Annotated in this window: 14 protein-coding genes and 1 tRNA gene; 7 read left to right on the top strand and 8 right to left on the bottom strand. The window is 62.0% G+C overall.

Translation table 11 applies throughout. The features are described 5' to 3' along the window. The coding region (locus ABY454_RS10510) for a hypothetical protein (protein WP_372930483.1) at window positions 1–315 on the top strand (315 nt) is incomplete at its 5' end. A gap of 12 nt (window positions 316–327) precedes the next feature. On the opposite strand, the gene speE is transcribed toward ABY454_RS10510, so the two are convergent. Next, the gene (gene speE, locus ABY454_RS10515; protein ID WP_372930484.1) at window positions 328–1,182 is read right to left on the bottom strand and encodes a polyamine aminopropyltransferase; all 855 of its coding nucleotides are present in this window, start codon (window positions 1,180–1,182) and stop codon (window positions 328–330) included. Next, window positions 1,131–1,670: an adenosylmethionine decarboxylase gene (speD, locus tag ABY454_RS10520; protein ID WP_372930485.1), complete on the bottom strand. Its 540-nt coding sequence runs from the start codon at window positions 1,668–1,670 to the stop codon at window positions 1,131–1,133. Before speD ends, speE begins: the two co-directional genes overlap by 52 nt. A 178-nt stretch (window positions 1,671–1,848) precedes the next feature. Between speD and ABY454_RS10525 the strand changes: the two genes are divergently transcribed. The 4 genes from ABY454_RS10525 to ABY454_RS10540 are packed head-to-tail and all read left to right on the top strand — an operon-like array spanning window position 1,849 to window position 5,255. Then, the gene (locus ABY454_RS10525; protein WP_372930486.1) at window positions 1,849–2,889 is read left to right on the top strand and encodes a poly(3-hydroxybutyrate) depolymerase; all 1,041 of its coding nucleotides are present in this window, start codon (window positions 1,849–1,851) and stop codon (window positions 2,887–2,889) included. Between the two features lie 8 nt (window positions 2,890–2,897). Next, complete coding sequence (locus tag ABY454_RS10530) at window positions 2,898–3,347, top strand: GNAT family N-acetyltransferase (protein WP_372930487.1); 450 nt, start codon at window positions 2,898–2,900, stop codon at window positions 3,345–3,347. Between the two features lie 12 nt (window positions 3,348–3,359). After that, the gene (bcp, locus tag ABY454_RS10535) at window positions 3,360–3,827 is read left to right on the top strand and encodes a thioredoxin-dependent thiol peroxidase (RefSeq protein WP_372930488.1); all 468 of its coding nucleotides are present in this window, start codon (window positions 3,360–3,362) and stop codon (window positions 3,825–3,827) included. A 6-nt stretch (window positions 3,828–3,833) separates the two neighbouring features. Then, window positions 3,834–5,255 carry a serine hydrolase domain-containing protein gene (locus ABY454_RS10540; protein WP_372930489.1) on the top strand — a complete coding sequence of 474 codons (1,422 nt, stop codon included), beginning with the start codon at window positions 3,834–3,836 and terminating at the stop codon, window positions 5,253–5,255. A gap of 62 nt (window positions 5,256–5,317) precedes the next feature. Here ABY454_RS10540 and ABY454_RS10545 read toward each other — a convergent pair whose 3' ends face one another. The 6 genes from ABY454_RS10545 to ABY454_RS10570 form a co-directional block, all read right to left on the bottom strand. Then, window positions 5,318–5,491: a hypothetical protein gene (locus ABY454_RS10545; protein WP_372930491.1), complete on the bottom strand. Its 174-nt coding sequence runs from the start codon at window positions 5,489–5,491 to the stop codon at window positions 5,318–5,320. Window positions 5,492–5,760: 269 nt separating this feature from the next. Further along, entirely contained in the window at window positions 5,761–7,083 is a 1,323-nt protein-coding gene (locus ABY454_RS10550; protein ID WP_372930492.1) for an SGNH/GDSL hydrolase family protein, read from the bottom strand. 21 nt (window positions 7,084–7,104) lie between these two features. Beyond that, window positions 7,105–8,937, bottom strand: a complete 1,833-nt coding sequence (locus tag ABY454_RS10555) for a carbamoyltransferase (RefSeq protein WP_372930494.1) — start codon at window positions 8,935–8,937, stop codon at window positions 7,105–7,107. A 23-nt stretch (window positions 8,938–8,960) separates the two neighbouring features. Beyond that, complete coding sequence (locus tag ABY454_RS10560) at window positions 8,961–9,110, bottom strand: DUF5989 family protein (RefSeq protein WP_372930496.1); 150 nt, start codon at window positions 9,108–9,110, stop codon at window positions 8,961–8,963. A gap of 6 nt (window positions 9,111–9,116) precedes the next feature. Continuing rightward, window positions 9,117–9,542, bottom strand: a complete 426-nt coding sequence (locus tag ABY454_RS10565) for an SxtJ family membrane protein (RefSeq protein WP_372930498.1) — start codon at window positions 9,540–9,542, stop codon at window positions 9,117–9,119. 23 nt (window positions 9,543–9,565) lie between these two features. Next, window positions 9,566–9,642: transfer RNA gene (locus tag ABY454_RS10570), tRNA-Arg, on the bottom strand. Between the two features lie 173 nt (window positions 9,643–9,815). Here ABY454_RS10570 and ABY454_RS10575 point away from each other — a divergent pair. Both ABY454_RS10575 and ABY454_RS10580 read left to right on the top strand, forming a co-directional pair. Then, the gene (locus ABY454_RS10575) at window positions 9,816–11,477 is read left to right on the top strand and encodes an FAD-dependent oxidoreductase (protein WP_372930500.1); all 1,662 of its coding nucleotides are present in this window, start codon (window positions 9,816–9,818) and stop codon (window positions 11,475–11,477) included. A 79-nt stretch (window positions 11,478–11,556) separates the two neighbouring features. Then, the coding region (locus tag ABY454_RS10580) for a 5'-3' exonuclease H3TH domain-containing protein (RefSeq protein ID WP_372930502.1) at window positions 11,557–13,191 on the top strand (1,635 nt) is incomplete at its 3' end.

Consider the following 13,191-nt stretch of genomic DNA (forward strand, 5'->3'; position numbering starts at 1 on the left):
GACACGTTCGGTTATCTGCAGCGCTGCTGGACGGATCCCTCCGCAGTGGACGCCGCCGAGGCGCGCGGCGTGGGGCGGCATGCAGCAGCGCTTGCCGCTGAGGGCGATGCGGGCGCATCAATCACCATCGTGCGCACCTCGAACGCGGTCGACAGCTATCGCAGCGCTTTCGGGCGGGCGGAGCTTTCGGCCGTGGCGCGGCACGCACGGCATATGCCGGACGCGTTCGTGTTAGGCCGCAATGACGTGAGCGCAGCGTTTTACGATTACTGCCTGCCGCTGGTGGGCGACCTGCCGGACTTCACGCGTCTTTAGAGCCTGCTGAGACTACGCCTCGACCAACTCGCGGATATAGGCGGGCAGGGCGAAGGCAGCCGCTTGCATTTCAGGCCGCCAATAGCGCGTGGGGAATTTGCCGGCCGCCTCGTAGCGGCGCTCGATCTCTTCCAGCGGGTGATGGCGCAGCGTCGTGTCGTCACTTGCCCAGCCATAAGACATGGAGCCGCCGAAATAGCTCGGGGTGGTCGCCACATAGGCGAAGGCGTCCGTGAAGAGTTCGCGGAAATAGCCAGCGGACTCTTTCAGCTCGGGCCCTTGCAAGAACGGCAACCCGTTCTGCGTGACAAGGATGCCGCCAGGCTCAAGCGCGCGCTTGCAGCCGGCGTAGAACGCTTTGGTGAAGAGTACGGCGCCCGGCCCGATGGGATCGGTGGAATCCACCAAGATGACCTCGAAGCGCTTCTCCGTCTCGGCCACGAATTTGGTGCCGTCGTCGATGACTACGTTTGTGCGCGGATCGTCATAGGCGCCCGCGGAGACATCCGGAAAGTGCTCGCGGCAAAGATCGATCACGCTGCGGTCGATCTCGCATAGCGTTGCGCTCTCCACGCTTTCGTGCCGCAGAGCTTCGCGCAAGACGCCGCCATCGCCGCCGCCGACGATGAGCACCTTCTTCGCCTTGCCGTGGGCGAACAGCGGCACGTGCGCCATCATCTCGTGATAGACGAACTCGTCCTTCGTGGAGAATTGGACGACGCCATCCAGCATCATCACCCGGCCGAACTCCTCGTTCTCGAAGATGATGAGCTGCTGGTGCTCGGTCTTGCTATCGAAGAGAACCTTGTCCGCCTTCAGGCGGACGCGGAAGCCGTCGTGGAGTGTCTCCTCGACCCATCGTTCCATCGCTGAATCTCCATGCCCCGGAGTTCCGTTTTGACAACCACTTTGCCGGGCGAGAACGCCTCCTTCATCACATCGATGGTGGCGTTCGGATCGGTGTCACCGCACATGAAGACATCGAGCGCGGCGTAGCCATGTTCGGGCCAACTATGGATCGAGATGTGCGACTCGGCGAGAACCGCAACGCCCGAGATGCCGCCATTGGGCGTGAAACGATGAAGGTGGATATGCAGGAGCGTCGCGCCCGCCGCATCCACGCATCGCCGCAGCGTTTGATCGATGTGGTCTAGATCGTCGAGCCGTTCTGCCCGAACCAGATCAATGATGAGATGCGTGCCCGCGTAGCGGATGCCGTCTCGCTCAACGAAAAAATCCTTGCGCTCGTCACCCGATTGGGGATCGAAACACATGGAATGCTCTTCTTCCGTTTGGGCGGTGCTTGAACCATGATCCAAGTCCATCCCCAATTGGAAGAGGGCGTCACTGGACATGGCGTCCTCCCCAACCAGCAGATAGATCCAGTCGAATAAGAGGCGCTATTTGCACCTCGCATTGTTGGTATGCAAGGGTTTTTTGGACGGCTGGAGCAACATGCCCGGTGCCAAGCTTCAACAAAGCGACGTGAGAAGGCTCTAGGATTCAATGCCGAATCAAAAGGGAGCGCGGGCGATGCGTCTGCACGGGCTGGGGGTAGCGATCGGGTTGCTGGCCGCATCGGCGGCGGTCCCGGCGGCTGCCGGCGCTACCTTGCCCAAGCTCGGCACGGAACTGCCCGCCACCTCGGTATCGGGGCTGTCATCGGGTGCTTATATGGCCGGGCAGATCGAGATTGCTCATTCCAAAGACATCGTCGGCGCCGGTATCGTGGCGGGCGGGCCTTTCGCATGCGCCGAGTCGCCGCTTGCAAGCGCCTTTCCGTACTGGCCGACTGCCGTTGCCCAAAACGGAACGCAGGCGCTCCTGCGTTGCATGAAGACGACCATGGGCACGCCGGACCCGGACCGCCTGGTGACGCGGGCCAAGGAGCTGGCTGAGAAGGGCGAGATCGATCCGCTCTCGGCCCTGGCGCGCCACAACGTCTATCTCTACTCCGGGGACAATGACGCCACTGTCACGCGGCCTGTTGTGAAGGCTGCGAAGCGCTTCTACGATCTGGCCGGTGTGCCCGCGAGCAATGTGACATTTGTGACAGGCGATGGCGGCCATGCCTTCATCACCGAGGAAGGCGGCGCGGCATGTGGGGTTTCCGAGCCGCCTTATGTCAGTGATTGCGACTACGACCAGGCGCGCGCAATCCTCGGCTGGATCTACGGACCGCTCGAACCGTCCTCCGACGCCGCGCAAGGCGCGTTCGTCGTGTTCGACCAGGAGAACTTCTCCGATGCGGGCGACGGTTTCGCAGGAGAAGGCGTCGTCTACGTACCGGCCTCATGCCGCACGGCGCCGGGCTGCCGCGTCCATGTGTCACTCCACGGCTGCGGGCAGTCGCGCGAGAAGATCGGCGACACCTTCATTAGGGACTCAGGCTTCGCCAGAATTGCCGACACGAACCGTATCGTCATGCTCTTTCCCCAGATCTCCGCGAGCGCCTATAACCCGGAAGGGTGCTGGGACTGGTGGGGCTATACCGGGCTCGATTTTCTCGGCAAGGACGCGGCACAGATCAACGCCATCTGGTCGATGGTCGAACATCTCGCAAAACAGGAGTAACGCCGGCGATGTCCGAGGAACCGTCTGCCCTGATCTTCGAGGCGCCGCTGGGCTCCAACCTCTACGACCAAGCGGTCCATCTGAGGGAGGCGATCTTGCGAGAACCCCTCGGGCTTACCGTCACGGCTGAAGAGCGCCTCGACGACGCAGTGCGCCAGCATTTCTGCGCAGTGTCCGACGCCGCGGTCGTCGGCACGGTCTCCGTGTGGCCGTTCGATGAGGTCACGCTGCACCTCCAGCAGATGGCCGTTGCGGAGGAGAAGCGGAGAACGCGGGTAGGCGCCAAACTTCTTGCTCATGCGGAGGATTGGGGCACGCAAGCCGGATATCGGCTTATGATCGTCGATGCACGCGTCGGGGCGGAGGGCTTCTACCTCAAATACGGCTACTCTCAAGAGGGCGAGCCGTTCGAGAAGCACACCATCGCGCATGTGCGCGTGACCAAGCGGCTTCGCTAGGAGAGACCAGACATGAGCCTAGACGTGGGCGACAAGGCCCCTTCTTTCTCGCTGCAGACCGATGGCGGCGGCGATATCTCCCTGAAAGATCTCAAGGGCCAGACGGTCGTCCTCTATTTCTACCCAAAGGACGACACGCCAGGCTGCACCGCCGAGGCGTGCGGCTTTCGCGATGCCCTACCGGATTTCTCCAAGGTGAAGGCGACCGTGATCGGCGTGTCCAAAGACCCCGTGAAGAAGCACGACAAGTTCAAGGACAAGTACGCGCTCAACTTCCCGCTCGCCTCGGACGAAGACGGCAACATCTGCGAGGCTTACGGAACCTGGGTGGAGAAGAGCATGTATGGCCGCAAATATAGGGGCATCGAGCGTTCGACCTTCGTGATCGACGGCAAAGGCGTGATCCGTGGCGTCTGGCGGAAGGTGAAGGTTCCCGGCCACGTGGACGAGGTCCTGAAGGCCGTCCAAGAGCTGGCGTAAGCACCAATGCGCGCCGGCTCCCGCTCGTTTTGGCTGATCCTTGCCGTCATCGCCGCGGTAACGGTCGCGGCCATCGTGTGGCCCCGGCTCTCGCGCATCGGGCTGCTAGGTTCCGGCTACATGGCGCAAACGCTTTGCGCGGGTCTTTTCGTGTCCGGCCGCGACATGGAGAGCCTGATGACGCAGGATCTCTCCGGCCCCGGGCTGGAACCGCTGCAATTGTTTACGCCGGCCGTGGCGCACAATGAGCAAACCGTGCGCGCATCGGTCTTCGGCCTTTTCGGGCAGACGGCGGTGTTCCGCGACGGGCTGGGCTGCACGCTAACCCACGACAAGCCGGCGGTATTGTCACGCGCTGTAGCCGCGAACCTGTCCCCCCCTGACCCAGCGCCTAGCAGCACCGCCGAATGGCCGGACGGCGCGCACGTCATAGCCCGCCCCTGGCTGGCGGGCGTGGATGGTGAGGCGGCAGACCGCACCATCGAGGCGATCTTCTCTGAGCCCGACCCGAGCCGCCCACGCAACACGCGCGCTCTGGTCGTCGTGCACCAGGGCCGCATCATGGCCGAGCGCTACGCGCCAGGCTTCGACGCCCGGATGCCTATGGTCGGCTGGTCCATGAGCAAGACGGTGACCAACCTGCTCGTGGCTTTACGCGTGAAGGACGGCGCGCTCTCCTTGGATGCGTCGCGCCTCATGCCCGAATGGCGGGACGAGGACGATCCCCGCGCTGCCATCACGCTCGACGAACTGATGCATATGACAAGCGGGCTTGCCTTCAACGAGGACGTTGACGACTTTCTCAGCGACGTGTCCCAGATGCTGTACGTGCAAGCAAACAGCGCGCGGTTTGCCGCGTCGAAGCCGTTGGTGGACCCGCCCGGCAGCCATTGGTCCTATTCGACCGGGACGACCGGCATCATCGCTGCCGTCTTGCGCGAGACGTTCGATAGCGAGTTTGCCTATTTGCGCTTTCCCCGGAAGCGCTTGTTCGCGCCTCTCGGCATGCGCTCGGCGTCTCTCGCGCCGGACGCCTCCGGCACACTCATGAGCGGCTCGTTCTTCTACGCTTCGGCGCGCGACTGGGCGCGGCTTGGGCTGCTCTTCCTGCGCGACGGGATATGGAGCGGGAGGCAGCTGCTCCCTAAAGGCTGGGTGGCGTACTCGCTGGTGCCTGCACCGCATGCGCCGAATGACAAATACGGCGCACAGATCTGGCTGAAGCTGCCGGACTCGCCGGGTCTCGGCGAGCCGCCCATGCCGGACGACGCGTTTTACATGCTTGGCCACAATGGGCAGGTGGTGGCGATGGTACCTTCGCGCAACCTTGTCATCGTACGGCTCGGCCTGACGCGAAAGGGCGGCGATTGGGATCCGGCACGGGACCTCTCGCCGCTGGTGAATGCCTTCCCGGCAGTGGCGGAATAACGGAAGGGCCGCACCGCTTTGGGCGGTACGGCCCTCCAGAAACCTGCAACGTCGATCGTCGGCTATTGCGCCGGCGCTCCGCCATCCGATCCACCGCCGGACATGGCGTCGTCCTTAGCCGGCATCTCTTCCTTGGCCGGCTCGGCTGCTTTCTCACCGCCACCGCCGCACTGGTTGGCGGACAGGCCGACAAGAGCAATCGCGCCTGCCGCTGCAATCAGAAGAAATCTGCGCATGGAAATCGTCTCCTCGTTTGCACGCACCTCTTGTTACGGGGTGAAGTCTTTTCCGGCGCGGGATTGAAAAATAGCCTACCCCCAGACCAAAAACCATAGGCTCGCCAAAGTATCCCCTGAGATTAACGCGGCCGGTCTCCTGGCGTTCCAGGTGCGGAACTCGGTTGAAACTCGGTTTCGCGTGCACGAGATTTGGTAGTGTGCCCAGCACCTTGTGGGCCCTCTAAGCGGAGATCGAATATCTGCGAGGTCTCGGAGCTTGGTTCACCCTAGGGGCGCGCCGACACATCGTCATCTGGGAGGCGCTCATCTTGTCGGCTTCCGGCCTCCGATTGCGTGATCAATGGCGCCAAAGCCTGTTCGATCAGCTCCGCGACATGGCGCGAACCGGTTTCGGTAAAGTGAAGGCCGTCATAGACGTCCTCACGGGTCCATTTCCTCGCTGCCGCCAAGTCGATGAGAACACTCCCTTCCGTCAAGGCCACATGCCTGACGATGGCGTTGGCGTAGTCATGTATTGAGCCAAAGCTTGCCGGATCGAAATTGCCTTTGCGCAGCTCTTCCGGCGAAAGGAAGTCGCTTGCCCCACCGTCTACGCCATGCGCATCAACACGCACTTGCGTCATGAGAACCGGTTCGGATCCCCACGCCTTGGCGAGGCGCACAAAACTTCTGAGGGATGGCTCGTAGGACTGACGCAAAAGCTCACGCCGCTGAACCTCGGTCTTGCTCGGTGCCGTCGCAGCCTTCTTCCGCGGCCGGGCTGGTGACGTTTGCTTTCGAGCGGGCGGCGATGCGTCGGCCTGCGCAAGGCTCTCCTTTAGCCTGTGGTATCCGCGGCGGACCAGTCGATATGTGTTCGGGATCGTCCCTTCGCGCACGTCTTGCACGAAGTCCTCTATGGGACTCCGTCCTTCGAGGGCGTCCTCCGACATCAAGAGCGAACTGCCTTTGTAATCGTTCCAATATGTCTTTTCACGATTCAGCAGCCCGATGTCATTGACGCCCTCCATGAGCACAACGAAGCGGGGTCTGCGCGGTGCAACCTTGCCGAGGTAATTGAGCAGGGCGTGCATGCTCGTGTTTCCCGACTTGCCGCCATTGAGGGCGTTAATCTTAAGACCCGTGCGTTCTTCAAGCAGGCGCCCGGCACGGTGCGGGAAACGCATGTCGGGCCGGACATAGAGGCTTTCGGTGGTCGAGCCGCCAAGAAAGGCAATCTCCAGATCGGGCTTGTCGTGAACGACAGAGGGCCAAATAAAGCCGTCCTGATCGATGCGCAACTCGTACTCGCGATCTACCGGGCCGATCGGATCGTTGAAACGGTTTTCAGGCGAGGCAAACAGTTTGACGGTGCCGGGCGCCCATTCACGCAGCCTGAGCACCCGCGCCTCACCTCGCTCGTTGATCGAGCTGAGATTGATCCGGTCTTGAAAGAGCGCAAGGCTCCACTCCACCGCGCCGATCGTGACGACCAGCAAGCCTAGAACAATAACGATGAGAGTGAGCCACGGATGCCGCTCGAACCGATTCTTGGGCGGCGCTTCAGGCTCGGCTTTTGTCGAGGATGTTTTGGGCTCTTGTTGGGGCATCTTCGGTCGTTCGCTGTATTCCTAGTCGAGCTCGAAGGCCTCACTGTAGTCCATACGCAGCGCTGTATCCTGGTCCTCTTTGCGCAAGACGCAATTGCCGACGACGAGCATTTCGATGTCGGTGCCCATAAAGCAGCGAAAGGCGTCCTCAGGTGTGCAGACAATCGGCTCGCCGCGCACGTTGAAGCTCGTATTGACCAACACCGGGCAGCCCGTCTTCTCCTTGAAGCGGCTCAGCAGAGCATGGAAGCGCGGATTGGTTTGAGCATGCACGGTCTGCAGCCTCGCTGAATAGTCGACATGCGTGACAGCTGGTATCTCGGAACGGACGACATTGAGTTTGTCGATGCCGAACAGGGCTTCTTCATCGGCGGTCATTTTCCGACGCCGATCCTCTCGCACGTCGGCAACGAACAGCATGTAAGGCGATTCTCCGGCGTGATCGAACCAAGCCCCGACGTCTTCGGCGCGAATAGCGGGCGCGAAGGGGCGGAAGGATTCGCGGTATTTGACGCGCAAGTTTAGCGTCCGCTGCATCTTCGGACTGCGCGGGTCGCCCAGGATCGAGCGGTTGCCAAGCGCGCGCGGACCAAACTCCATCCGCCCTTGGAACCAGCCGACCGCCTTTTCGCTAGCAAGTGCGTCCGCTGTCCGCTCGTAGAGCTCGTCGTCGTTACAGACTTCAAAGTGTGCGCCTGCGGCGGTGAGGCGCTCGGCGACGCTGTCAGCTTCAAAGGCGGGGCCCAGATAGGCGCCCGACATCTCATCGAGGGTGTCGGTGTTCTCACGGGTCTTTGCGAATTCCACATGATAGGCGGCAAGCGCTGCACCCAGCGCGCCGCCCGCGTCGCCGGCTGCAGGCTGCACCCAGATACGCTCGAAGCTCCCATCCCTGAGCACCTTGCCGTTCGCAACGCAATTCAGCGCGACACCACCGGCGAGGCAAAGATTCGGCTGTCCTGTTTCAGCGGCGAGCGACCGCGTGAGCCGGAGTACGACCTCTTCGGTGACCGCTTGAACAGAGGCGGCGATATCCATGTGAAACGCTGTTAGGCGATCTTCTGGGCCGCGAACCTTCTCGCCGAACAAACGTGCGAACCGGCGGTTGGTCATGGTGAAGCCGGTCATGTAGTCGAAGAAGGACATATTGAGCCGGAAGCTGCCGTCGGGCTTCACGTCGATCAGATTGTCCAGAATCTTGTCGGAAAATTTTGGCTCGCCATAGGGCGCCAGCCCCATCAGCTTGTACTCGCCGGAATTGACCTTGAAGCCTGTGTAATAGGTGAAGGCGGAATAGAGCAGGCCCAGCGAATGGGGAAACTGGAGCTCCTTCGTTAACTCTATGCGACTACCCTGCCCGAGCGCTGCTGCCGTCGTGGTCCATTCACCCACACCGTCGAGCGTAAGAATTGCGGCGCTCTCGAAGGGCGATGGAAAGTAGGCGCTCGCCGCGTGACTCAAGTGATGCTCGCTGAAAAGAAGTTTCTCCGGATCGAAGTCGGGATCGATCTCTTTCAGTTCTTTCGCGAGTAGCGATTTCTGAAATAGCTTCTCTCGCAGCCATACCGGCATTGCCATGAGGAATTGGCGGAAGCCTCGAGGCGCGGTCGTCATATAGGTTTCGAGCAGACGCTCGAACTTCAGGAACGGCTTCTCGTAGAAGACGACAGCGTCAAGGCTCGAGAGCGGCACTTGCGCTTCGCTTAAGCAGTACTGGACCGCGTTCTTCGGGAATGCGGCGTCGTGCTTGCGGCGCGTGAACCGTTCCTCCTGGGCGGCGGCGATCACGCGTCCATCCTCGATGAGCGCAGCGGCACTGTCGTGATAATAGGCCGAGACGCCAAGGATACGCATGACTTCCCCTTGGGGCGGGCTGGCTAGAATATCGTGTAAATGAACGGAGCGACCGCAGAGCCTTGGCTCATGACAAGGAGCCCGCCAAACACCACCATCAGCAGAACGACTGGGATCAACCAGTACTTCTTCCGGGCGAGTAGGAATTCCATCAATTCAGAAAGAAACGACATGGCTGATCAATACTGCTTGCTCATGGGGCCCGGCTGCAATTCGCTCCCCCGCTTAGCCCAGTAGCTCGCTGCATCGGGTTCGGTCTCAAGGCCGAGCGGATCTTTACGCGAGAGCCGCATGAGCAAGCCGATGGGCGTGATTACAACAAAGAACAGAACGCCCATCACCAGCGGATTGACGACCTTGTGCAGCGCCAGGCCGAACCAGAACCACAGGCGGTTGAGCGGATAAAGTACGCTTGGCCACAGCATCGCCAGGGCACCAAAAACCGCCGCGGCCCCCGTCCATACGGGCCAGTAGGCGGAGCCAAACCAATATCCGATCCCGGCAATGACGAGGCACGCCGCCCCCATCACCAGGCCAAACGATCGGTTCGAGCCCATCTGCACGGTCTGCCCGCGCGACAGACTTTCGTGGAAATTCTTGCCCACAGTGACAACCTTCTCGTGGCGATTGGCGCACCCGTCAGGATTCGAACCTGAGACCTCTGCCTTCGGAGGGCAGCGCTCTATCCAGCTGAGCTACGGGTGCGTTGTCGACGGGACCCTAGCCAAAGTGCCCCTTTGAAGCAACGCCATGGCGGCGCTGCCTCGATATCGGGCTTTGGGGCCAACCGTGCAACCTGCCGCAGGCTGTCGCGGTGACTTGACGCGCCGGAGCATTGGCGTACCTACTCTTTCGCAACGGAAAGGCTGGGCAAGCCTATGGCGAAAAAGAAAAAGATCATTGTTATCGGCGGCGGGTTCGGCGGCGTGTTCGCCGCGAAGACCTTGGAAGAACGCGGGCGCGGCCTGGTCGACGTCGAACTCATCAATAACAACAACTACTTCGTGTTCCAGCCGCTCCTACCCGAGGTGGCCTCGTCGAATATCAGTGCGTCCGACGCAGTGGTGCCGCTGCGCCAGCTCCTGACCAAGGTTCAGGTGCGCCAGGCGCGGGTCATGGGCATCGACTTCAAGACCAAGACCGTGATCGTCATGCAGGGCGCGCGGATGACCCCGGTCGAGCTCAAATATGATGAGCTGGTCATCGCGCTCGGGACCGGCGTCGACCTGGCGCGCATCCCCGGCATGGCCGACCACGCGCTGACCATGAAGGACCTCACGGACGCGCACATGCTGCGCACCCATGCGATCGGTTGCCTGGAGACGGCGGACGTCACGACCGAAACGCCGGTTAAGGATCAGCTTCTGTCGTTCGTGGTGGTTGGTGCGGGCTTTTCCGGCGTGGAAACGGCGGCGGAGCTGCGCGAGCTGATCCGCAACGCGCTGCCCTACTATCACAACATCAAGCCCGAAGAAATACGCATGTATCTCATCGAATACGCGCCGCGAATTCTGCCGACCTTCCCCGCTGAACTTGCCGAGTACGCTACCAAGCAGTTGAGCAAGAGCGGCATCGAGGTGCTCACCGGCGTCGGCACGGAATCGGCGACCGCTACGGGCGTTGCACTCACCAATGGGCGCATCATCAATTCATCGACGGTGGTGGCGACGATCGGCAACGGGCCGCATCCGCTGGTGCAGACGCTTGGCCTCGACATGCACTGGGGCCGCATCCGGACAGACCGCTTCATGCAGGTGCCAGGGCAAGAACATGTCTGGGCGCTGGGCGATGCGGCGCTCATTCCGCTCAACGACAACCCGGGCGAAGACCCGGCCGACTACGCGACCCAGACGGCGCAGTTTGCCGTGCGCGAAGGATACCAGCTCGCAGGCAACGTCGTGGCCAAGCTGAAGGGTGAGGAGCTCAAGCCGTTCGCCTACAAGTCCAAGGGCTCGCTCGCCTCCCTCGGCATGAGCAAGGCCGTGGCCGATGTCTACGGCATAAAGCTGTCGGGCATGTTCGCTTGGCTTCTGTGGCGCGGCTTTTATCTGTCGTTCCTGCCGGGCTTCGTCGCCAAGTTCCGCGTGGGGCTCAACTGGATGATCAACGCCATCATGCCGCCGAACATCGTGCAACTTAGGATGCGGCCGCCGGCGACCCGCTACATCCATTTCTGGAGGGGCGACAAAGTGTTCGAGCCGGGCATGCTGATCGACGGCTTCTATACGGTGATTAAAGGCTCCTTCAAACTGACCATCGACAACCCCGACACGGACGAGCATTTCGAGAAAGTGTTCGGCCCTGGCGAACATTTCGGCGAACGCGTCCTGGTCAAGTCGGAGCTGCGCACCGGGCTGGTGCAGGCACTGGAGGACGGGCTGTTGCTGTTCATCGCCCAGAAGGATTTCACCCGCTTCGCGACGGCCTTCCCCACGCTCGATGCCTATTTCAAGGACTATATTGAGGAGACCTTTGGCGGACCGGACAAGGCCTTTGCGCCGGGCAATATCGATCAGTCGGAGCTGGAGAAGACTCACTAGGCGCGCCGGCACCGAAGCGGTGGATGAGCGGGCGAAGCGACTCCCTTGGAGCCCCCGTAATTCCTATATTTCCGTCATCATGACAGCAGCCAAGACCTCCCAATCCGCTGCCGGAAAACCGGCCGGGCGCGGCGACCACGTGTACCTCATCGACGGCTCGGGCTACATCTTCCGGGCCTACCATGCCCTCCCGCCGCTCACGCGCCCCTCGGACGGCCTGCCCGTTGGCGCGGTCCATGGCTTTTGCGGCATGTTGTGGAAGCTGTTGCGCGAGACCGGCGAGCTCGCCCCGCCGACCCATATGGCGGTGATCTTCGATTATTCGGCCAAGACGTTCCGCTCCGACCTGTTCGACGGCTATAAGGCCAACCGCCCGGAGCCGCCCGAAGACCTGATCCCGCAATTCCCGCTGGTGCGCGATGCGGTGCGCGCGTTCAACGTTGCCTGCATCGAGAAGGAGGGCTTTGAGGCCGACGACCTGATCGCCACCTACGCGCTGCAGGCCGTCGGTGCCGGCGCCGACGTTACCATCGTCTCCTCGGACAAGGATTTGATGCAGCTCGTACGCCCCGGCATCGTCATGTACGACACGATGAAGAACAAGAAGATCGCCGAGGAAGGCGTATTGGCGAAGTTCGGCGTGCCGCCTTCCAAGGTCATCGAGGTGCAGGCGCTGATGGGCGACTCATCCGATAACGTTCCCGGCGTGCCGGGCATCGGCGTCAAGACAGCGGCGCTTCTCATCAACGAGTATGGCGACCTGGAAACGCTGCTTGCCCGCGCCTCGGAGATCAAACAGAACAAGCGCCGCGAGAACCTTATCGAGTTCGCCGAGCAGGCGCGCCTGTCGAAGACCCTCGTGACGCTCGATACGCAAACGCCGCTCGACGTGCCGCTCGCAGAGACGGCCGTGCAGCAGCCGGAGCCGGAGACGCTTACCGCCTTCATGCGCGAGATGGAATTCTCCACGCTGTTGAAGCGTGTCGCGGAAGGTTTGGGCGCGCCGTTGCCGAAGGGCGCCACGAAACCAAGTGCCGTGCGAAGAAAGAAGGACGACTACGACCATCCTTTGCGCAAGAGCCCGCGCGGGGCTGCGGGCCCCGCCCGCGACATCGACGTGCAAGGCGGCTCGCCCGCGGAACTCGCCATCGAACGCGCAAGCAAGCTCGAAGAGATTCCCTTCGACCGCACCAACTACGAGACGGTGACGGGCATCGCGCGTTTGCAAGACTTGCTCAAGACAGCTCAGTTCCAAGGAAACCTTGCGATCCGCGTGAAGCTGAACACGTCCGATCCCATGACGGGCGAGATCGCGGGCGTGGCGCTCGCGCTTGCGCCCGGCCACGCGGCCTATGTGCCCTTAAGCCATCGCGCGGGCGACGGGCTCGATCTCGGCGGCGAAGACGTGGGGCCGCAAGCACCCTTGCGCGAAGCGCTCGACCTGCTGAAGCCGATCCTCGAAGATGAGTCCGTGCTGAAGATCGTGGCGGGCGCCAAGCCCGACATGGTGGCGCTCGCCCGCTATGGCATCGCGCTTCAGGCCGTGGACGATCCCTGCCTCATCTCTTATGCGCTTGATGCGGGCCGCGCCGACCATGCGCCCGCAAAGCTTGCCGCCGCGCGGCTCGGCCATACCGCGCTCACGGAAAAAGAAGTGCTCGGTACCGGCAAGTCGGCGATCGCGTTTGACCTCGTCGAGGTGGGGCGCGCCACC

Source organism: Methyloceanibacter sp. (assembly GCF_041573655.1).
GTDB lineage: Bacteria > Pseudomonadota > Alphaproteobacteria > Rhizobiales > Methyloligellaceae > Methyloceanibacter.